General features: G+C 36.4%; 22 protein-coding genes. 6 read left to right on the plus strand and 16 right to left on the minus strand.

The genetic code is table 11. The features are described 5' to 3' along the window. Positions 1-111: 111 nt before the first annotated feature. Positions 112-1,080, plus strand: a complete 969-nt coding sequence (trpS, locus tag ACP3T3_RS13180; RefSeq protein ID WP_426476308.1) for a tryptophan--tRNA ligase — start codon at positions 112-114, stop codon at positions 1,078-1,080. Positions 1,081-1,235: 155 nt separating this feature from the next. Here trpS and ACP3T3_RS13185 read toward each other — a convergent pair whose 3' ends face one another. From ACP3T3_RS13185 to ACP3T3_RS13225, 9 genes are all read right to left on the minus strand, one after another. Further along, complete coding sequence (locus ACP3T3_RS13185; RefSeq protein ID WP_426476309.1) at positions 1,236-2,522, minus strand: sensor histidine kinase; 1,287 nt, start codon at positions 2,520-2,522, stop codon at positions 1,236-1,238. Then, complete coding sequence (locus ACP3T3_RS13190; protein ID WP_426476310.1) at positions 2,522-3,193, minus strand: response regulator transcription factor; 672 nt, start codon at positions 3,191-3,193, stop codon at positions 2,522-2,524. Before ACP3T3_RS13190 ends, ACP3T3_RS13185 begins: the two co-directional genes overlap by 1 nt. Positions 3,194-3,346: 153 nt before the next feature. Beyond that, complete coding sequence (locus ACP3T3_RS13195) at positions 3,347-3,553, minus strand: PepSY-like domain-containing protein (RefSeq protein WP_426476311.1); 207 nt, start codon at positions 3,551-3,553, stop codon at positions 3,347-3,349. A gap of 35 nt (positions 3,554-3,588) precedes the next feature. Further along, positions 3,589-4,038, minus strand: coding sequence for a PepSY-like domain-containing protein (locus ACP3T3_RS13200; RefSeq protein ID WP_426476312.1), 450 nt, complete (start codon positions 4,036-4,038; stop codon positions 3,589-3,591). Positions 4,039-4,263: 225 nt separating this feature from the next. Continuing rightward, positions 4,264-4,959 carry a YjjG family noncanonical pyrimidine nucleotidase gene (locus ACP3T3_RS13205; protein ID WP_426476313.1) on the minus strand — a complete coding sequence of 232 codons (696 nt, stop codon included), beginning with the start codon at positions 4,957-4,959 and terminating at the stop codon, positions 4,264-4,266. Between the two features lie 202 nt (positions 4,960-5,161). Beyond that, positions 5,162-5,752 (minus strand): RNA polymerase sigma factor, encoded by a 591-nt coding sequence (locus tag ACP3T3_RS13210; protein ID WP_426476314.1) that lies wholly within the window; start codon positions 5,750-5,752, stop codon positions 5,162-5,164. A gap of 193 nt (positions 5,753-5,945) precedes the next feature. Then, entirely contained in the window at positions 5,946-6,437 is a 492-nt protein-coding gene (locus tag ACP3T3_RS13215; RefSeq protein WP_426476315.1) for a hypothetical protein, read from the minus strand. 85 nt (positions 6,438-6,522) lie between these two features. Continuing rightward, a complete protein-coding gene (gene metK / locus ACP3T3_RS13220; RefSeq protein WP_426476316.1) occupies positions 6,523-7,803 on the minus strand; it encodes a methionine adenosyltransferase in 1,281 nt (426 codons plus the stop codon). Between the two features lie 236 nt (positions 7,804-8,039). Then, entirely contained in the window at positions 8,040-8,990 is a 951-nt protein-coding gene (locus ACP3T3_RS13225) for a LysR substrate-binding domain-containing protein (RefSeq protein WP_047428937.1), read from the minus strand. Between the two features lie 134 nt (positions 8,991-9,124). Here ACP3T3_RS13225 and ACP3T3_RS13230 point away from each other — a divergent pair, with 134 nt between their 5' ends. The 5 genes from ACP3T3_RS13230 (at position 9,125) to ACP3T3_RS13250 (ending at position 13,390) form a co-directional block, all read left to right on the plus strand. After that, a complete protein-coding gene (locus tag ACP3T3_RS13230) occupies positions 9,125-10,612 on the plus strand; it encodes a catalase (protein WP_426476317.1) in 1,488 nt (495 codons plus the stop codon). 105 nt (positions 10,613-10,717) lie between these two features. Next, a complete protein-coding gene (locus tag ACP3T3_RS13235; RefSeq protein ID WP_426476318.1) occupies positions 10,718-11,485 on the plus strand; it encodes an enoyl-CoA hydratase/isomerase family protein in 768 nt (255 codons plus the stop codon). Between the two features lie 52 nt (positions 11,486-11,537). Further along, positions 11,538-11,960 (plus strand): deoxycytidylate deaminase, encoded by a 423-nt coding sequence (locus tag ACP3T3_RS13240; protein WP_034692520.1) that lies wholly within the window; start codon positions 11,538-11,540, stop codon positions 11,958-11,960. Positions 11,961-11,966: 6 nt separating this feature from the next. Continuing rightward, complete coding sequence (gene xerD / locus ACP3T3_RS13245) at positions 11,967-12,881, plus strand: site-specific tyrosine recombinase XerD (RefSeq protein WP_426476319.1); 915 nt, start codon at positions 11,967-11,969, stop codon at positions 12,879-12,881. Continuing rightward, the gene (locus ACP3T3_RS13250; RefSeq protein WP_426476320.1) at positions 12,878-13,390 is read left to right on the plus strand and encodes an NUDIX hydrolase; all 513 of its coding nucleotides are present in this window, start codon (positions 12,878-12,880) and stop codon (positions 13,388-13,390) included. The genes xerD and ACP3T3_RS13250 overlap by 4 nt, the downstream gene beginning before the upstream one ends. 103 nt (positions 13,391-13,493) lie before the next feature. Here ACP3T3_RS13250 and ACP3T3_RS13255 read toward each other — a convergent pair whose 3' ends face one another. From ACP3T3_RS13255 to ACP3T3_RS13285, 7 genes are all read right to left on the minus strand, one after another. Next, entirely contained in the window at positions 13,494-13,952 is a 459-nt protein-coding gene (locus tag ACP3T3_RS13255; RefSeq protein WP_426476321.1) for a heme-binding domain-containing protein, read from the minus strand. Between the two features lie 4 nt (positions 13,953-13,956). After that, a complete protein-coding gene (locus ACP3T3_RS13260) occupies positions 13,957-15,777 on the minus strand; it encodes an Ig-like domain-containing protein (RefSeq protein WP_426476322.1) in 1,821 nt (606 codons plus the stop codon). Between the two features lie 25 nt (positions 15,778-15,802). After that, complete coding sequence (locus tag ACP3T3_RS13265) at positions 15,803-17,065, minus strand: serine hydrolase domain-containing protein (RefSeq protein ID WP_426476323.1); 1,263 nt, start codon at positions 17,063-17,065, stop codon at positions 15,803-15,805. A 212-nt stretch (positions 17,066-17,277) separates the two neighbouring features. Further along, positions 17,278-18,207 carry a 2-hydroxyacid dehydrogenase gene (locus ACP3T3_RS13270; RefSeq protein ID WP_426476324.1) on the minus strand — a complete coding sequence of 310 codons (930 nt, stop codon included), beginning with the start codon at positions 18,205-18,207 and terminating at the stop codon, positions 17,278-17,280. Between the two features lie 45 nt (positions 18,208-18,252). Further along, the gene (locus ACP3T3_RS13275) at positions 18,253-18,630 is read right to left on the minus strand and encodes a GxxExxY protein (RefSeq protein ID WP_426479973.1); all 378 of its coding nucleotides are present in this window, start codon (positions 18,628-18,630) and stop codon (positions 18,253-18,255) included. 91 nt (positions 18,631-18,721) lie between these two features. Continuing rightward, a complete protein-coding gene (locus ACP3T3_RS13280) occupies positions 18,722-19,264 on the minus strand; it encodes an acyl-CoA thioesterase (RefSeq protein WP_426476325.1) in 543 nt (180 codons plus the stop codon). Next, positions 19,252-20,004 carry a hypothetical protein gene (locus ACP3T3_RS13285; RefSeq protein ID WP_426476326.1) on the minus strand — a complete coding sequence of 251 codons (753 nt, stop codon included), beginning with the start codon at positions 20,002-20,004 and terminating at the stop codon, positions 19,252-19,254. Before ACP3T3_RS13285 ends, ACP3T3_RS13280 begins: the two co-directional genes overlap by 13 nt. Between the last annotated feature and the right edge of the window lie 164 nt (positions 20,005-20,168).

The following is a 20,168-nucleotide window of genomic DNA, read 5'->3' on the forward strand; positions in this document are numbered from 1 at the left end:
CACCTCTGTTGAATTTTAAAGGTCAACATCTTTTATCTTTTATCTTTTATTATTCCCGTCAAACCTCGTAAATTTGCTATTCATTAATTTTTAAATATAAATTTTAAACAAATGTCAAGAATTCTTACCGGCATTCAAGCCACCGGAACACCCCATCTTGGAAATTTATTAGGGGCCATTATTCCTGCTATCGAACTATCCAGGCAGGAAGGAAATGAATCATTTTTATTTATTGCGAATCTTCACACCCTTACACAGATTAAAGATGCGCAGACATTAAGACAAAATACCTACGAGATTGCTGCGGCTTGGCTTGCTTGTGGATTAGATACTGAAAAAACATATTTCTACAGACAAAGTGATATCGCTGAAACCTGTGAACTTTCTTGGCATTTATCATGTTTTTTTCCTTATCAACGATTAACATTGGCCCATTCATTCAAGGATAAAGCTGACAGGCTTCAGGATGTAAATGCAGGTCTCTTTACCTATCCTATTCTGATGGCTGCAGATATTTTACTGTATGATGCTGAAATTGTTCCTGTAGGCAAAGATCAGCTTCAGCACCTGGAATTTGCCAGAGATGTAGCCTCAAGATTCAACAACCAGATGGGTGAAATTCTTGTTCTTCCACAATCTGAGCTTCAGGAAGATACCAAGTATGTTCCCGGAACAGACGGGCAGAAAATGTCTAAATCAAGAGGAAATATCATCAATATTTTCCTGCCTGAAAAGGAACTTAAAAAGCAGGTAATGAGTATTGAATCGGATTCGAAATCTTTGGAAGAACCTAAGGATCCTGAAACGGATAAAACATTCCAGATTTATCAACTTGTTGCTACGCCTGAACAGACTGAAGAATTAAGAGCAAAATATCTTGCCGGAAATTTCGGTTACGGACATGCTAAAAAAGAATTGCTGGATCTTATTCTGGTACGTTTTGAAAAGGAAAGAGAGACTTTCAATTACTATATGAACAATCTTGATGAGCTTGAAGCAAAACTTCAGCAAGGTGCTGAGAAAACAAGACCTATTGCACAGGAAACGCTGAAAAGAGTAAGAACTAGCTTAGGATTTTAATTCTGAGTTGTAAACATAAGAAAGAGGCTGTCTCAAAAGTTAAATAATTTGGCTTTATCATTCTGACGAAGGAAGAATCTAAGATTCTTCACTACATTTCATTTTGTTCAGAATGACACATTGAGGCAGCCTCTTTTTCTATTGATGTAAAGCATTTAAAGAGCATTATTCTTCGTAAGGATAAAGTAATGCATCTGATCTCCAAATTCATAATTAATATCCCAGCCCGGATATTGTTTGATAATGGTCTTAATGATAGACAATCCCAGTCCGGTGGATGTATGATCTGATCCCTGTTTATAGAAACGGTTAAAAATTCTTGATTTATCCAAAGGTACAGATGTTCCGCTGTTTTGGAATGCTATCCGGTTATTTTCAACAATAATATTTAACGTTCCTTCTTCATTGTTGTACTTAACAGCATTTTTAAGAAGATTGGACAGCAGAATATCTGCAAGATCCTGATTAAAATCTGCAATAAATTTCCCCTTTTCAATGACATTGACCTCTACTTTTTTAAATGTAATGAAATCTTCATAATTCTGAACTAACTGAGCAATCATTCCATTAAAGTCAACATCTGAAGTTTTATTAAACTGGCTGTTTTCAATTTTGGAAAGCATCAGTAAGGATTTGTTTAAGCCGACCATTCTTCTCAGATCATTCTTAACTTCCGTAAGAAAAGTAAGGCTCTTTTTATCGAGGTTATCATTCTGAATAAGAAGATCAATCTTATTAATAACTATGGCAAGCGGAGTCTGAAGCTCGTGGGATGCGTTTTCAATGAATTGCTTCTGCTGGTAGAAAACAAGTTCATTACGTTCAATCATTTCATTGATCTCCACATTTAATTCTTCAAACTCGGAGATCTTATAGTTCTGTTTTTCCTGGGAAAAAGGAATTCCGAACTGGTATTTTTTAAGTTTATCCAAAATCAGATAGAACGGCCGCATCGCCTTATTAAGAAGATATCCGTTAACAGCTACGATACTTATCACCAAAAGGATATAAAGCACAATCAAAGCGGTCGTAAGATCGTAGATCAATTCGTCCTCTTCAACGGTAGAAGTTCTTATAACAAGCCTCTGCTGATTTTTAAACTGATCGATAAAATCTGCCTCCAGAACCCGGTAAGGCTGGTCTTTATCATCATATTCCATATAATACATCTTGTTGTAAAGCCTGCTTTTATTTTGATATTCTTCAGCTTTAATCGGATTGATTTTAAATTCATTGAATCCAAATTCATTATTCTTTAAAAGCTGGGGATTAAGATAGACCGCTTTAATAATCTGTATTTTTCTGTCCCTTAAACCATCATCCACATTATCATGCACTTCATCCAGAATATAGGCATAAAAAAGACCCGCCCATACTGCTATAATCAGCAACAGAACCGTGATCAGGTATTTTATGGTATAATATTTTAAAGAGACTTTCATCAGATGAATTTGTATCCTATTCCGTATACAGCCTGGAAATCAGCTTCTGCGTTCAGGGTTTTCAGTTTTTTACGAAGGTTTTTAATCTGGGAATAAATAAAATCCAGGCTGTCAGCCTGATCGATATAATCACCCCAAATGGCTTCAGCCAGTGTTGTTTTCTGTAAAGTTTTTTCCGGATGGATCACAAAATAATACAAAAGATCATATTCTTTGCGGTTAAGGATAAGCTCCTCATTTCCCACTTTCACAGCCCTGCTCTCCGGATCGATGCTTATATTTTTATATCGGATAATATTTTCGCCATCCTGGTTCTTTCTTCTGATCACAGATTTGATTCTTGCCATCAGTTCTGCAAGGTGAAAAGGTTTCGCCAGATAATCATCTGCTCCTATTTCCAGCCCGGTCACCTTATCATCCACAGAATCTTTGGCAGAAAGGATAATTACCGGATCTTTCTTGTGCATTTTTTTGATCTCCTTCAGAAGATCTATTCCGTTTCCGTCAGGCAGCATAATATCCAGTAAAATACAGTCGTATTCGTAGGAAATAATTTTCTCCAGCCCTCCACTGTAATTCTCCGCATATTCTACAATAAAATGCTCTGCCTCCAGAAACTTCTGCACGGTATTTTTCAGTTCGGGTTCATCTTCTACTATTAAAATCTTCATATCCTGGATCTCTATGCTCTGCTGCACAATTAACTTATATCAAATATATGAATTATAAGCGGGAAGAATTGAAGAGAGAAGCTGGAAGTTATTTATACCCCATCAATCTATGAAGCTTTTATTACTTCCCTCTTCCACTCTCCAGCTTTAAAATCAATTTAATTTGACGAACCGGCCGTCTGCATCAAAAACAAGACATAAACCGCTCATCAATAGAATTTTATAAGCATTATATTTCCTTTCAATAGACTGAATTACGCTGCAAGGATGGTTCCTTGTCATAAATGAAACTATATTTTTTCTAATCTGAGCAGAAGAAATCTTTCTTCCGCTGCTGTTTATTAAATTCCAGTTAACCATATTATTACTATTTAGTGTTTATATTCAGTGAAGTGCTAATCATCAATTTTTTTAAAATTTCCGTTTCTGTCGAATTCAAGTTCTAATCCGTTGGAAAGTTCTGCTTTGTAAGACCATCTTTTCTTTTCGATCTTGACGATATAAGTATTGGGGAAATTTTTGGTGCTGTAATTTCTGATCGATACGGGGATGAAGCCATAGGGGATTTTCTGATGCTTACCATCTACTTCTTTCCAGTTTCCATTGCTGTCGAACTCCATTTTCATCCCGTTAGTGAGATATACTTTATATTCATCTACTCCATAAATTTCTCGGTCTTCAATTGCTGAACTTACCGGTATTCCTTTAAAATGGCCGGCAAGAAAGTTTTTGGCTGTTTTGGGCAACTGATTGGCACTGATTGCTCTGTCCTGTGCGGAAATAAACCCTCCCATCAATAAGAACATGATCATCAATACTCCGGTGATTTTCTTTACATTTTTCATACTATTACATTTTTCTGTTATTATGATGAAGCAAAGTTGCCAATCAATTTGGGAAAGAATTGGGAAAAATGATTTTGTTGGAAAATAAGCAGGAAGGAATTTAATTTAACCACAGATTGACACAGATGTTTGTGCCGATTTTCAAAATACATAATTATTCCTGAAAATATAAAAGCCGCTAAGTTGAACTTAGCGGCTCTTTATCAGGCCTTATGATCTAATATTTTATAAATATTCTTTAATCTGCTGAAGATGGGTAATGGCTTTTAAACCTTCCTTCTGCTTATCTTCTTTATAAACATTGAAGAAGATTGCATCCATTCCGAAATCCGTTGCTCCCATAGCATCTGCAATCCAGTCGTCTCCGATCAGGATACTTTCCTCTTTGCTGGCTTCAGAAAGGCTTAAAGAATATTCAAAAATCCTCGGATTAGGTTTTCGGACTCCTACGGCATCTGCACTGGTAATCGTCTTAAAATAAGGTGCAATCCCGGACAGGGTGCATTTTCTTTCGGTCACTTCCTGAAATCCGTTGGAAATAATGTGTAATGTATAATTCTTAGCTTTCAGATATTCTAAAACATCTTCTGCTCCTTCCACCAGTTCATTATGGCTCACAATATGATCCAGGAAATTTTCTTCAAAATAAAGAGCCAGCTCTTTATTTTCTATTCCAAAATATTTAAATGAATCATAAAAACGGTGTTCTCTCAAGTACTCTTTGCCAATAATCCCGTCTCTTATCTTTTCCCATAACTCTTCGTTAATATCATGGTAAACAGAATGAAATTCCTCAAAGTCAATATGATACTTCGAAGTAATTTCCTGTTTTTCAAAAAGGTCTTTGATGGTAAGATAGGCATTTCTGCGGTGATCCCAGAGTGTATTATCCAGGTCAAAAAAAATGTGCTGCATTTTCATACAGCACAAAGTTAATAATTTTAATTTTTCGAGATAGGATAATGTTTGCTCTTGCTTTTCACAATTTCAAGATTTTTAGAAAAATTGAGCAGAAAATCGATGGTTTGTTTCTTAGGTTTCAAAGTTTTCACTTTTAAAGAATCATTTTTTTTCATAGGCGAAGTATGTTTTCTTTAAAACGTGAAATTTTTCGAAATATTATCTATCTTGTTAATATTATATTATTTTCATCCATGATTTTTCTCAGGTTTATCAGCGCATACCGTACTCTGCCTAAGGTTGTATTAATGCTCATTTCTGTATGATCTGCAATTTCTTTGAAACTTAAACCATCAAAAAACCTCAGTTTGATAACTTCCTGTTGGTTTTGTGGTAAAAACTGCAGCATTCTCAGAAGGTCTTCCTGAATCTGATTCGTCACAAGCTGATCTTCAATATTTTCTGAGGGCTCTCTGAGCAAATCAAAAATAGAATATTCATCGGTTTCAAAAGTAGTTTCTGAAACTTTGATATTCTTGGCCTTTGCCCTGAAATGATCGATGATTAAATTGTGAGAAATTCTTTTCGCCCAAAGAATAAATTTACCTTCTTCATTATAACGTCCTTCCTTCAGCATTACGATAATCTTCATGAATGTATCCTGAAAGATATCGTTAGCTAAGTCTTCATCATTAATTTTGTAAAAAATGAATGTAAACAGTTCTCTCTGATGTCGGTGAATAAGGGTTGACAATGCAGCCTCGTCTCCTTTCTGATAAAGGGAAATTAGTAAACTATCCGATTTTGATTTCATAACTCTTCTCAATATAAATATTTGCAGACAGGCATTCCTCCAGATATTTCTTCTGGCCTTTGCTGTATTAACAAAACAGTTCTAGAGTAGAGTCTAATCTATAGGCGGTACAAATTATTATGATGTAAATATAATAATTTTTTAATAACTGTTAACCTATTATTAAATTTTATAGAGAAAAATCTAAAAAAAGTCATTTAAACATGTCATGAATGAAGACTGTAGGGATATTTAATGTAAAATTAACATTAATACCTTTCATCTCTTTCCCGTTCAATCGGGTATCTCCAACAGGAAAAGCATAGCCTCCTGTAAGATCCAGCATTCCAAATAAGGTGACTCCTATCTTAGGGGCAACGTATTTATTCGTTCCTTCAACTCCGGCTAAAAAGTAAAAAGAATGGTAGAAATCTACATTTTTTTCAAAATTAAGGAGTACATCTGCCTGCAGTTTCGGCATAATAGCGAATTTGGAACCCATCGACCCCATCATTGCAGATCCTCCCAGTCTGTAAATTACATCATCATTTTTAAGAAAAAGCAATTTACCGCCTACTTCGCCAAAACTCTGATTCTGGTAGGTATATCCCACACTGATCATTTTGTGCATCGTATATTGAGCTTTTACCATTGTACTGAGTAAAAACAGGGCCAGGACAGCAACTACAGTTCGAAAATTCATCATCTTTCTATATTATTAGGTGTAAAATTAAAAAAAACTGCCTTATCCAGAGATAAAGCAGCTCATTTATTATTCTTTAAAGCAAAAATTAAATTCCAAAAGCGGTTTTAATTTCTTCTACTTTGTCAAGCTTTTCCCAGGTAAAGAACTCAAGATCCTTTAATGTAATCTCGTTTTTCTGTCCCTTATTGAATGTTTTATCAGCAATGTAGTGCTCTTTACCCATATGTCCGTAAGAAGCTGTTTCCTGATAAATAGGATTTCTTAATTTCAAGTTCTGCTCAATAGCATAAGGTCTTAAATCAAAAATCGCAGAAACCTTTTTCGCAATCTCCCCGTCATGAAGATCTACTTTTGCCGTTCCGTAAGTATTGATATATAAACCGCAGGGCTCAGCTACACCAATGGCATAAGAAACCTGTACCAGAACTTCATCAGCTACTCCTGCCGCTACTAAGTTTTTAGCAATATGTCTTGTTGCATACGCAGCACTCCTGTCTACTTTAGAAGGGTCTTTTCCAGAGAAAGCACCACCACCGTGGGCTCCTTTACCACCGTAAGTATCTACGATGATTTTTCTACCTGTAAGCCCCGTATCTCCATGAGGACCTCCGATTACAAATTTTCCGGTAGGATTGATGTGATATTTGATCTGATCGTTAAATAAAGCTTTGATTTCCTCTGTTTGCTGTGCAACAACTCTGGGAACCAGAATATTTTTAATATCCTCACGGATCTTGTTCAGCATTTCCTCTTCTGTTCCAAAGTCATCATGCTGGGTAGAAACAACGATAGAATCAATTCTGATTGGCTTATGATCATCAGAATACTCAATCGTTACCTGGCTTTTTGCATCCGGACGAAGGTAAGTGATCTCTTTATTTTCTCTTCTGATTGCAGAAAGCTCCTTCAGAATGGTGTGAGCAAGATCCAATGCAAGCGGCATATAATTAGCCGTTTCATTAGTAGCATACCCGAACATCATTCCTTGGTCTCCTGCTCCCTGTGCGTTTGCTTTGGCTTCGAAAGATCCATCATTTACAGCTCTGTCAACTCCCTGGTTGATATCAGGTGACTGCTCATGGATTGCAGAGATCACGCCACAAGAATCTCCATTGAACATATATTCTCCTTTGGTATATCCGATCCCGTTGATTACTTCTCTTGCAATCGTCTGCACATCAAGGTAAGCATCTGATTTTACTTCTCCTGCCAATACCACCTGTCCGGTTGTCACAAGAGTTTCACATGCTACTTTTGAATCTTTATCATATGCTAAGAAATGGTCGATTAATGCATCGGAAATTTGGTCGGCAATTTTATCCGGATGTCCTTCTGAAACTGATTCAGATGTAAATAAATAAGACATATAATTCTTTTGTTTTTAAAGATTTAAAAAATAATGTTTGCGAAAAATATGAATGAAATTGCCCGAAAAAAGAATACTGTTTTAGCATTTTTTTATAGAGGTTGCAATCAGGTCAAATTTTTCCTCGTAATAAACGTCAGCAAATTTAAGTACTATTTTCGTAATACTCAAAAATTTTGTTTATTAATTATAAATTTATTTAAATTGATGATTTCTATCACTTTAAGACATTTCCGTTACTGAGGCTTAATGCTTACAAATTCTTTGGGACTTTCGTGATAATTCAGCTTAAGTTCTAAAGAAGTTTTGATAGAATGTGACAATTCATCAATGATCTTTTGCTTAAAGGTGGGCTTATAATAAATAATACTGATTTCTCTATAAGGGAAAGGCTTTTTGAACCGGAACACATTTTTTTTCTGCTCTTCTGAAAGCTGGCTCAGGGCAAGCTCCGGCAGAATACTGATTCCTCCTACTTTATCTACCATGTGTACCAAAGTCTGAATATTGGAGGCCAGGAAGTCTAAATTTTTAGGCTTTAAGGTGTTTTCTTTCAGGTGGCAGATATTTTCAAACTGATTTCTCAGACAGTTTCCTTCTTCAAGCAGCCAAACCTTTTCTACATTCAGATCTTCAGGAATGATGTAAGAGTTCTTTTTATTGGCTTCTGTATTGGAACTGTAAATCATCAGCTCTTCATTAAATAAGAAATCCTGATAAAACTCGTCAGCAGTATCATAAGGAGTAGAGATAATTCCCGCATCCAGTTCTCCTGCTTTTAAAGCCTTGATAATATTATCAGTGGTCATTTCTTTTACATTCATCTGGATCTTTGGATTATCCTCCAGGAATTTGAAAATTTCCGTTGGCAGAATGAAAGAAGAAACTGTAGGAATGATTCCCAGATTAATGGTTCCTCCTAAAATATTATTCAAAAGATTAGCTTTATTTTTCAGCTCATTCACAGACTCTATAATTACCTTCGCCTGATCAATAATCTGAAGACCTACATCCGTGGTACGAATCGGATGGGTAGTCCTGTCGAACACCTTTACATCCAGTTCATCCTCAAATTTCTGTATCATGGCACTTAACGTAGGTTGGGTAATAAAACACGCCTGAGCTGCTTTACCAAAATGCTTATACTTATCAACAGCGATAAGATATTCCAGTTGCTGAATGTTCATTTGATTAATATTATCTATTACAAAGATATAACGTTTTTGCTATTACCAATTAAAAATTCAAGTAAATTTGATATTCACTACCTTTACACTTGGATTTAGAAAAAGAAAAACATTTTATACAAATCATTAATGATATGGATTCTAAAAAATTAACGTTAAGTAACGGCGCACCTTATTATGAGCATCAGGATTCACAGACGGTAGGACCAAGAGGCCCGGTATTGCTGCAGGACTTTATTCTTCAGGAAAATCTTGCACATTTCGTTAGAGAAAGAATTCCTGAAAGAATCGTGCATGCCAAAGGAAGCGGAGCTTACGGAACTTTTACTGTAACACATGACATCAGCCAGTATACGAAAGCAAAATTGTTTTCAAAAGTAGGAAATTCATGCAGAATGTTTGCCAGATTTTCCACTGTAGGAGGAGAAAAAGGGAGTGCAGATACCGCCAGAGATCCAAGAGGCTTTGCCTTAAAATTTTATACTGAAGACGGAAACTGGGATCTTGTAGGAAATAATACTCCGGTATTCTTTATTAAGGATGCTAAAAAATTTCCGGATTTTATCCATACTCAGAAAAGAGTGCCGAAAACCAATTTAAAAAGTGCCACAATGATGTGGGATTTCTGGAGCTTAAATCCGGAATCGCTTCATCAGGTACTCATATTAATGTCAGACAGGGGAACACCGTATGGTTACAGACATATGCATGGTTTCGGATCTCACACTTTCTCTATGATCAATGATAAAAATGAAAGAGTCTGGGTGAAATTCCACTTCAAAACCAAGCAGGGCGTCAAAAATTTCACTGATGAAGAAGCGGTAAAAATGGCCGGAGAAAACCCTGATTTTGCACAGGAGGATCTTTGCAACGCTATCGAAAACGGAGATTTCCCGAAATGGACAATGTATATTCAGGTAATGACTGAGGAACAGGCAAAAGATTTCAGATGGAATCCATTTGACGTAACAAAAGTATGGTTCCATGATGATTTTCCTTTGATCGAAGTAGGAGAAATGGAGCTTAATGAAGTTCCTGTCAATTATTTCGCCCACGTTGAGCAGTCAGCTTTTTCACCAAGCAGCCTGATCAACGGAATCAGCTTTTCACCGGATAAAATGCTTCAGGGAAGACTATTTTCCTATCCTGACGCACACCGTTACAGAGTGGGAGTAAATGCCCATCAGCTGGAAGTGAACAGATGCCCTTTTGCCGTCAACAATTACCAAAGAGATGGCTATATGGCAGACTCAAGCCAATATCAGGATAAACCGAATTATCATCCGAACAGCTTCGATGATATTATGCCGGATCCATCTTATAAAAGCTATGAATATGAGCTGGACAGCGCTCATGTTGCCAGCTATAACAGAAATGACAATGACAGTGATCATTATACCCAACCCGGACTGCTGTATTCAAAAGCAATGAATGCAGATGACAGGGATCATCTGATCAAAAATATTGTAGGCAGTATGAATGGTATCACCGGCCCCAAAAAAGACGAGATTATCAACCGGCAGTTATGTCATTTTTTCCGTGCCAACATTGAGCTTGGCATGAAAGTGGCTTCTCAGCTAAATGTCAATATTGATGCAAATATGATGAATCATTCCAAATAATCATATTGAATGATAAATTAAAAAAAAGGAAAAAAAAATAATATTTTTTCCTTTTTTTTGTAAAAAATTCATAATTTGCAAAAGATAGTATTTTAAAGTGGAAAAATGAGTTACGAGAACATATTATTAAAAAAAGAAGATAAATTATCTATCATTACTATAAACAGACCTGAAAGTTTAAATGCTTTAAATGCAAAAACAATTCAGGAAATCAGTACTGCGCTGGATGAGCTTAATGCCGACACTTCCTGCAGAGTAATCATCCTTACCGGAAGTGGAGAGAAATCTTTTGTAGCAGGAGCTGATATCAAGGAATTCAGCGAATTCGGACAGGAAAGAGCGGAAGAACTTGCAAGAAACGGACAAAATACATTGTTCAACAAAATTGAAAATATGTCTAAACCTGTCATTGCAGCCGTAAACGGTTTTGCATTAGGAGGAGGTTTGGAGCTGGCCATGGCATGCCACATCAGATATGCATCGGAAAACGCCAGATTGGGACTTCCTGAAGTAACTCTTGGATTAATCCCAGGATACGGAGGAACCCAAAGGCTTCCAAAGCTAGTGGGAAAAGGTATTGCCAATGAAATGATCTTCTCAGCCAAAATGATCCCTGCTCAAAAAGCAAAAGAGATCGGGCTGGTAAATGAAGTATATCCTATCGAAGAATTATTAACCAAAACAAAAGAATTAGCAAACACTATTGCCTACAATTCACCAATGGCAATATCAAAGGCAATAAATGCCGTGAATTTATCTGATACGGAGAAAGGTTTTGAAGCTGAAATTAAATATTTCGGAGAACTTTTTGAAATGGAAGATAAGAAAGAAGGAGTTACTGCGTTTCTAGAGAAGAGAAAGCCGAACTTCTAATCTTTCTAAAGACTTTAATCCAAATTATTTCGAAAAAAAACAATGCTGTGGTATGAATAAGTTTGATAAGGCTTATCTAAAAATGGCTCAGGAATGGGCAAAACTCTCCTACTGTAAGAGAAAACAGGTGGGAGCTCTTATCGTAAAAGATAGGATGATTATTTCAGATGGTTACAACGGAACTCCTTCGGGATTTGAAAACTGCTGTGAAGATGGAGAAGGGAAAACACACTGGTACGTATTGCATGCTGAAGCCAACGCTATATTAAAGCTGGCTGCTTCTACCCAATCTGCAAAAGGGGCAACGTTATATCTGACGCTGTCTCCCTGTAAAGAATGCAGTAAGCTGATTTTGCAGGCAGGAATTACAAGACTGGTGTACATTAATGAGTATTCGGACGACGATGGAATATCGTTCCTCAGAAACCATAACATTGAAATAGAACAAATATCGGACTGTGAACTAAAAAAATAAGCACAAATGACTTGGGATGAAAAGATCAAAGATTTTGAAATATTTCTTCGTTTTGAAAGAAATTTTTCAGAAAACACACTCGACGCCTATGTTCGGGACATTAAGAAATTAAAAGATTATGCAGAAGAAGATCTGGAAAACGTCGGTCCAGACTCTATAGGTTACGAAAACCTGCAGGAATACATTTTCAATCTTTCCAAACAGAAATTCAGTGAGAGATCACAGGCAAGATGGATATCCTCCATCAAAGCTTTCTTTAAATTTCTGCTTGAAGATGAATATCGTGAAGACAATCCTGCAGCATTACTTGAAGGCCCTAAACTGGGATTATACTTACCTGATACCTTAAGCCTTTCTGATATCAACAAAATTATTGCTGCCATTGAGGTCAATACAGATCTCGGAAAAAGAAACCACTGCATCATAGAGGTACTCTATGGCTGCGGACTTCGCGTTTCTGAACTGATTGATCTGAAGATCTCCAATATCAACTTTAAAGAGCAATACATCAAGGTAAACGGAAAAGGAAACAAAACCCGTTTTGTTCCTTTGGCCGACTTTACTGCAGATATGCTTGAAAGTTATATCAAAGAGGTACGCTCTAAAGGCAAGATCAATAAGAAATATGAAGATACTCTGTTTTTGAACAGCCGTGGAACATCGATGTCCAGAGTAATTGTATTTCTTATTATCAAAGAACTTACAGATAAAGCAGGGGTTAACAAAAAAATATCTCCACACACATTCAGGCATTCATTTGCGACTCATTTATTACAGAATGGGGCAGATTTGCGTTATATCCAGGAAATGCTGGGACATTCCAGTATTACCACCACAGAGGTTTATACGCACCTGAAAACTGAAGAATTAAGGGATGTTATTTTGAGTTATCACCCGAGAAATATTAATATTGCTCAATGAAAATATTGAAATATTGTCCAAGCTGTGGCAAAGAGTCTTTACATTGGGACGGCGAAAAGAAATGGAGCTGCCCGGAATGTGGTTTTACCCTGTATAATAATGTGGCAGGCGCTGTAGCTGTTGTCATCAGATGTGGTGATGAAATTTATCTTACCAGAAGAAACAGGGATCCTAAAAAAGGAAAACTCGATCTTGCGGGAGGATTTGTCGACCCTAAAGAAAGTGCAGAAGAAACCTGTAAAAGAGAGCTTTTTGAAGAACTTCAGCTTGACATTGATATTTCTAACCTGAAATACCTTACGAGCCTTCCTAACATTTATCAATACAAGGAAATTGATTACAATACAATCGATCTGTTTTATGAATACAATGTTTCGGAAAAATTTGAGGTACATCTTGAACTTTCTGAGATCTCAGAAGCAGTCTGGATTCCTTTACAGGATCTGGATCCTGAAGATATTGCTTTTGATTCCCAGAAACGGTTTTTTGAGCGCTATTTAAAGAAATAATTTTTGTAAATATTCTCCCGTAGATTTTACAGATCAGACAGATAATTGTTATAAAACAATCTGCTTAGTTTGTAAAATCTACGGGAGTTTTTTATGGTAGAAATTAATAAGATTTAGTCTTCAGCATCTCTTGAAAATACTGAATCAGCAATGCTCTTTCTGCTTCTGAAAGATTCGCTACTTTATGATAGACCATATAGCCGGGCATTGGCATTGTTCTGTTCTGGATCGTCTGAATGGATTGAGTAAGCATATTCTCCTTCAATTCCTTATTATATGTTCCCCAGGCAGAAAAATTAAGATGTTCCCGGCCTTCATTCACATGGCTTTTTACAGACCACGAGACGGGAGCAATAAAAGCATATTTCGGATAAACTGTTTCGTTAGAGTGACAGTCATAACAGGCGTTTTTAAGCAGGGTTCTGATCTTTTCCGGTGATTTCCTTGTCTCAACAAAGTTGACAGCAGCATCCACAGGCTTATTGGTCCTGTCAACAGGGAAAAACTGAATGAGTGCAAATGCCACCAGTGTCCAGAATAGTATTTTCTTAGCTGTTTTCATCTGCTTATTTTGCGGGAGTTAAAACGGCATTACCGGATTTAAATTCTTTTTTCAACACTGGCTTTGTTGTCGTAGATTCAGCTGAAACCGTTGTTTCTGGTATAGAAGCGGAGGCAGGCGCTGAAGTTGAAGCAGGTGTTGATGTTGCAGACGTTGATGTTGATGATTTCGGACTATCAAGTGTTCTGGTATCCTTTAGATCCCAATCTTCTCTTGTTTCCCACAAACCTCTTACAATAACTTTTTTATAGAAAATATAGGCATCTTCGGCAAAGATATCATTGGCAAAATCAGCCTCATCCCAATATTTATTACCGTTATTATCTACCAGAATTCTTACGATATATTCACCAGGTCTGAGTATATCAAACTTTACGTTATCTCCTTTTGTGTATTTCTGATAGGCTATCTTGTCTGAAGAATCTACCAGCTGAATCCAATAATTTGCTGCAGGAGCATTGGAAATAGAGAACTCAACGCTTCCAAACTGGTCAACTTTAGCAACATCAAAGTCGAAACGCTTAGACTGGGTATTTTTTGCAAAGAATGAAGATACGGTTTCTTTAGGAACAGTAAGCTCATAGCTTTTTCCCATTACAAAATCCGATTGAACCAGGATCTGGTAAGGATTTGTTTCTGAAATTTTAGCAGTAAATGGTATAGTGGTTAAACTGTCTCCTTTAGCTCTCAAAGTCCATTTTGAAGGTTCAATTTTATCAATAATATAGTTTGAAGCAATTTTTAGATCTGCCTTTGGAGCGATTGAAGTCCCGTCATTATCACTGAAGACATCCATCGCATTCTTTTTATTATATCTGTAAAATAAAGAAACACTGTAGGCACTATCTTTTTTCGGGCCTTTATTATGGGTGAAAATAAGTTTTTCATTCGCTTCCTGACCTACATTATCCTTTACTGCATCAAACCAGATTCTCACAGAGTCAGATTTCGGATTGTGTGTTATTTTTACATCCTTTAATTTCTCGTTCATTGACTGAACCTTCACTTCATCAGGATTCCCTTCGAACGTCATTAAAATTCCTCCTGCGATCTCTTTCATTTCTGCATACTTCACAGGCTTTTTGGAAGGATATACTTTTAAATTCAATCCTGAAACAGATTTCTCAACATTGACAGGATCTTTCTGGAATCCTACTTTTTCTTTACCGGGATCATACATAGAATTCCCGTTCTCGTCTTCAAAAGCTATAATTTTATATTTTCCGGGAGTCAGATAGTTTAATTCGTAATATCCATCTTCATCTACCTTGGTAATATAGTAAGGTTTTTTCTTATAATCCATCGTATCTTTCACCTGATACAATCCAACCACCAGTTTATTTTCAGTTGTTGTTGCGGCTTTCTTTTTGGTATCCAGCGCATCCTGTACTACACCACTGATATAAAGATCATCCAGCTTGTCTCCTGTAGAAAAGGCAAAGTTAAAATACCTCAATATATTCGATTCGTTATTGTCTACAATTGAGTTCCCGAAATTGAAATTATAAGTGGTATTGGCCTGAAGCGTATCCGTCCACTGAATCAGCACAAATTTGTTGGCGATATTCGAAGGAAGAATCCTTGTTATCCCTTTGATAGGAGGCGAAATAATCAGGTTTTTATTAATATCCTTCAATGTCACATATTCATCAAAATCCAGACGGAGTTCGCGAATATCTCTTTTGACATTAATCCTTGTGGTATCAATATTTGAGCTTAAAAACTTTGGTGCCAGAGTATCTTTAGGCCCTCCTACAGGAGATCCTACCCTTGCACATGAATGTACAAGAAAACAGATAACGAATAATAAAAGAAACCTTTTCATGAAAATGTTTAGACAAAAGTAAACATTATTCTCCAAAAACTTCCTGTCCGGAATTCAAAGTATCTTTATTGTCATTCATCACCGTATGAAGCTTATCCTTCTGCAGCGGGAAATCCTCAAATAACCCGGATAATGCCAGGGCTGTGTATACTTTGCCTGAATATTTATTTCCAATCGCTACAATGGTCACTTTAGATTTTAAAAGATGGGCAAATACAGAGTTTGTACCATGCCACCATCCGTTATGATAAGTCAGTTTTTCACCGTTATCAAATATTTTCATTCTGAATCCTAATCCATAATTATTCATGCCTGCTTTTTCATTGCTGTAAGGAGTGAATATCATCTGCATCAGTTCCGGCTTCAGGAAGTTTTTTGAAAACATTGCTTTTGAGAAATTGTATAAGTCTCTTGGTGTAGTATATACATTTTTGTCTCCGTAAATAAGATCAAGCCTGTCTAAAGGATAAAGCTTGTTTCCCCCGTAATAGAAAGACTGTGAAGCTGTAGGAATATCTTTTTCCTGGAAGATGTAAGTGTTATTCATTTTCAATGGTGTGAAAACCATTTCTTTCATCGCCTGAGGAAAAGGAGTTTTGGTTACTTTCTCAATCAATAGGGCCAATAAAGCAAAGTTGGTATTACAATACATAAATCCTGTATCTGTATCTCTTGCCAGATCAGGTTTATACTTGATAATCATATTCAATACATCCTGGTTGGTAATGAACGTCTTGGAAAGCTCTGCCGGAGCAGGTTGTATCTTGGTAATAAAGTATTCATATTTCGGAAGACCGCTTCTTTGGTCCAGTAAAGTCTGAACGGTAACATTCGGATACGGAAATCCCGGAAAAAACTGGGTAAGGTGATCTGTAAATTTTATTTTCCCTGCCTCTATCAGTTTCATCATGGCCATTGCCGTTAAGGTCTTTGAAACGGAAGCTACATGCAAAGGTGTATTTTTATCAATTGGCATCTGATGTCCTTCTCTTCCGAAACCTCTATAATTTTCATAAAGAATTTCATCTCCTTTGGCAACAAGAATTCCGCCACTAAGATCTCCTCCTTCCCATATCTTTTTATAATACTGATCTATATAGCTTACTGTTGTCTGTCTGTTCAGAAGCTGTCCGTCACCTTTCGTGAAAACGCTTCCCAGATCTACGTTTCCGTAGTTAGGAAGATTGGTTGTATTTTCTGCCGAAGCTTCTTTGGCTTCAGACTTTTTTTTGCAAGAAAACAGTGATAAAAAAACAGTTAAGATAAGTACTAAATTACGCGTCGTCATGAGATTCAAAAATGAGCGGCAATTTAATAAAACTCAAAAATAAATAATAAATAAGAGAGGATATTATGAATTATTTAACATAAATGAATTGAAGCAGAGAAGAACTAAGATTGCTATGCATGCCAATTTAATATTGTTATAAAAGATAAAAGACGAATTCACTTTTGCAAATTCGCCTTTCACCTTTTTTATTGTTTCGCAATATTATTTGTTTAACAATGCGAAGCTATAATTTTATCTACAATAAACTGGGCCAGTTTTTCTTTACTCTGATGCGTCCAACCCGCAATGTGTGGTGTGACAATCACTTTTTCTGATTCAAGAAGGTATTTTAAATCTTCATTTTCTGATTCAATGTTCTCGAAAGAAGACTTTTCATATTCCAATACATCCAGACAAGCCCCTGTTACTTTCCCTGACCTTAATCCTTCTACTAAGCTTTTAGTTTCCACATTCTTTCCTCTTGCCGTATTGACAAAATAAAAGTCGTTTTTCATTTCTGCAATGAAGGTTTCGTCAATAAGATAATGGGTTTCTGAAGTCAAAGGAATATGTAAGCTTACAACCTCTGCCTTTTCTTTCAATTCATTTAATGAAACCTGTGTTGCATAATCATCCGAAAGACCTGGAAGAATATCATGGAAGATCACTTTACATCCGAATCCTGAAAGTCTTTTCGCAGTAGCTTTTCCCATATTTCCATAGCCAATCAATCCTACTGTTTTTCCCAACAACTCATCGCCTCTGTTTTCTTCACGTTTCCAGATCCCGTTTTTCACCTCCTGAGAAGCAATAAAAAGTCTGTTCATGATGACAAGCAGCATTCCTACTACATGCTCTGCTACAGAATCTCTGTTCCCTTCCGGAGAATTGATCAGCTGGATTCCCAGCTTTTCGGCAACAGGAATATCTATATTTTCCATTCCGGCTCCTACTCTTGCAATAAATTTCAGATTCCTGCCTTTTTCCAGGAAGTTTTTGTCTAACGGAATACGGCTTCTGATAATAATCCCGTCATAATTTTCAATTTTATCACAAACCTCATCATAAGACGATGTAAAATCCTCTTCCAATATAAAATTCTGAGCCAAAAGCTGTTCAGTGATAAGAGGATGATTTTTATCTAAAAGAAGTATTTTCATAGTTTAAACACAAATGACACTAATTTATTTCACAAATAGCACAAATTATAAAGTACCGTTAATTACTCTCTTAACTCCATTTTTAAACTGAAGTGCATTAAAGTTAATCAACATTCCAAGTTTACAATTGCTTAAGCGAAGGTAAGTAAGTATTTGTGCTAAATGGATATCTTGTAATGATTCTATAGATTTTATTTCAAGCACAAATTTTTTCTCAATCAAGTCAAGCCTATAGCCAACATCCATTTTAACCTCATCATAGATTAAGGGCATCGGTTTTTGTCTTTCTACAAGAATATTATGTTTATTTAATTCATAAAACAGACATTCTTCATAAGCACTTTCCAAAAGTCCTGGTCCTAATGCCTTATGAACTATATATCCAGCTTCGTAGACTATTTTTGATATATCATTTTCTGAAATATCCATTTTTTATTTTTTCATTTGATCCGGCACAAGTCATTTGTGAAAATTTGTGCCAGACATTCGTGTTTCTTGTGTTTTTAAAAAAGTATTACTTTTTATCTTTCTTAGGCTCCTGTGGTTCCTGGAATAGTTTTTTAAGCTCTACAGATTCCAAAGGTTTCATCCTTCCGGAGAGGATCAATGAAAGTTCCTTTCTACGGAATGCTGCAGCAAATCTTTCTTTTTCTTCATCTGTTTCCGGAATCATTTCGGGAATAGGAATCGGACGGTTGAATTCATCTACAGCCACGAAGGTATAAATTCCTGCATTGGTATGAACTTTCTTCTGATTGATCGGGTCATCCAGCCATACATCCACATACACTTCCATAGAAGTAGAAAATGCTCTGGAAACTTTAGATTCCAACACCACTACTCCACCTTCCGGAATCGGATGATTGAAAGATACGTGGTTTACAGAAGCTGTTACTACTCTTCGTTCGCAGTGCCTTGCTGCAGAAATAGACGCACAACGGTCCATTTTTGCCAACAGCTCACCACCGAAAAGGTTTCTTAAAGAATTGGTTTCGTTCGGAAGAACGATATTGGTCATAATGGTCAGAGATTCTGACGCTTTTTTTATTTTTGCCATCTAGTCTTAGTGTTGTTTGGAACAGCCGGAGCAGATTTCACTCCTTTTCCGGCAGGTTTTACTAATGAATCTTTTTTCAAAGAATCTGCAACGGGTGCTTCAGGGGTATGTACCATTACCTTCACTGTATCTTTTACGATTCTATGGGTAGAAGTCTGTACGGAAACATTATTGAAAGATTTTTTACCGAAAAGAAGTTCCTGCTGGGTGAATGCCAGGTATAAAATTCCCAGAACCGGTATAACCAGAAGGAAAATCCAAAGAATTGTTTTTTTGAATTTAAAATCCTTTTCGCGGTTGACTGAAGCAGCCACCTTCTCCCCGTTATTGATATCTGAAAAGCGGATCTCTTCCAATCCATAAAAGTCCGGACGCCCGGATTCTATTCTTTTTCCTTTGAAGTGGGTGTGTCCTTCTTCAATGAAAACAGTTCCAAGGTTTTGAATTTCAAGAACCTGTTCGGCCTGAAGTTTTTTCTTCCAAAAATCAGTCTGAATTTTAAGATCACTTCTTGAAGCTTCCAGAGACATCTGTTTCTGTTCTGCGATAAAAGCAGTAAGATCTTCAGCCTGCACTTCATAGTCTATTGTGAATTCAATCTGACTGGCCGGAGGTAAGATACTTCCGTTTTCGGAATTGATAATAGCCTTAGAATTTTTCAGTGAAAACACCCCAAAGCCTGGAACCGTGGCAGTTCCAAATTGTTTTAAGTATTCTAAAATGTATGCTGAAATATTCATTTGGCAGCAAATTTATAACTTTTTCATGACTTTTTAAGATATTTAACTTTATAAAAAAAGGCTGCCGAAACAGTCCTTTGATTATTCTGTATGAAAACAGGAATACGGTTATTTAAACTTCTTTTTTTAAGATTAACAATTATAATGAAATGAGTAAAACAGCA

It is taken from the genome of Chryseobacterium sp. CBSDS_008, from assembly GCF_049959325.1.
Lineage (GTDB): Bacteria > Bacteroidota > Bacteroidia > Flavobacteriales > Weeksellaceae > Chryseobacterium.

Bases quoted from the DNA above. Each gene is read 5' to 3' on its own strand.
- trpS (WP_426476308.1), top strand. From the start codon at position 112: ATGTCAAGAATTCTTACCGGCATTCAAGCCACCGGAACACCCCATCTT.
- ACP3T3_RS13195 (WP_426476311.1), bottom strand. From the start codon at position 3,553: ATGGTTAACTGGAATTTAATAAACAGCAGCGGAAGAAAGATTTCTTCT.
- ACP3T3_RS13280 (WP_426476325.1), bottom strand. From the start codon at position 19,264: ATGGCAAAAATAAAAAAAGCGTCAGAATCTCTGACCATTATGACCAAT.
- ACP3T3_RS13240 (WP_034692520.1), top strand. From the start codon at position 11,538: ATGAATAAGTTTGATAAGGCTTATCTAAAAATGGCTCAGGAATGGGCA.
- ACP3T3_RS13205 (WP_426476313.1), bottom strand. From the start codon at position 4,959: ATGAAAATGCAGCACATTTTTTTTGACCTGGATAATACACTCTGGGAT.
- ACP3T3_RS13260 (WP_426476322.1), bottom strand. From the start codon at position 15,777: ATGAAAAGGTTTCTTTTATTATTCGTTATCTGTTTTCTTGTACATTCA.
- ACP3T3_RS13250 (WP_426476320.1), top strand. From the start codon at position 12,878: ATGAAAATATTGAAATATTGTCCAAGCTGTGGCAAAGAGTCTTTACAT.
- xerD (WP_426476319.1), top strand. From the start codon at position 11,967: ATGACTTGGGATGAAAAGATCAAAGATTTTGAAATATTTCTTCGTTTT.
- ACP3T3_RS13200 (WP_426476312.1), bottom strand. From the start codon at position 4,038: ATGAAAAATGTAAAGAAAATCACCGGAGTATTGATGATCATGTTCTTA.
- metK (WP_426476316.1), bottom strand. From the start codon at position 7,803: ATGTCTTATTTATTTACATCTGAATCAGTTTCAGAAGGACATCCGGAT.
- ACP3T3_RS13285 (WP_426476326.1), bottom strand. From the start codon at position 20,004: ATGAATATTTCAGCATACATTTTAGAATACTTAAAACAATTTGGAACT.
- ACP3T3_RS13225 (WP_047428937.1), bottom strand. From the start codon at position 8,990: ATGAACATTCAGCAACTGGAATATCTTATCGCTGTTGATAAGTATAAG.
- ACP3T3_RS13210 (WP_426476314.1), bottom strand. From the start codon at position 5,752: ATGAAATCAAAATCGGATAGTTTACTAATTTCCCTTTATCAGAAAGGA.
- ACP3T3_RS13185 (WP_426476309.1), bottom strand. From the start codon at position 2,522: ATGAAAGTCTCTTTAAAATATTATACCATAAAATACCTGATCACGGTT.
- ACP3T3_RS13230 (WP_426476317.1), top strand. From the start codon at position 9,125: ATGGATTCTAAAAAATTAACGTTAAGTAACGGCGCACCTTATTATGAG.
- ACP3T3_RS13270 (WP_426476324.1), bottom strand. From the start codon at position 18,207: ATGAAAATACTTCTTTTAGATAAAAATCATCCTCTTATCACTGAACAG.
- ACP3T3_RS13215 (WP_426476315.1), bottom strand. From the start codon at position 6,437: ATGATGAATTTTCGAACTGTAGTTGCTGTCCTGGCCCTGTTTTTACTC.
- ACP3T3_RS13235 (WP_426476318.1), top strand. From the start codon at position 10,718: ATGAGTTACGAGAACATATTATTAAAAAAAGAAGATAAATTATCTATC.
- ACP3T3_RS13190 (WP_426476310.1), bottom strand. From the start codon at position 3,193: ATGAAGATTTTAATAGTAGAAGATGAACCCGAACTGAAAAATACCGTG.
- ACP3T3_RS13265 (WP_426476323.1), bottom strand. From the start codon at position 17,065: ATGACGACGCGTAATTTAGTACTTATCTTAACTGTTTTTTTATCACTG.
- ACP3T3_RS13255 (WP_426476321.1), bottom strand. From the start codon at position 13,952: ATGAAAACAGCTAAGAAAATACTATTCTGGACACTGGTGGCATTTGCA.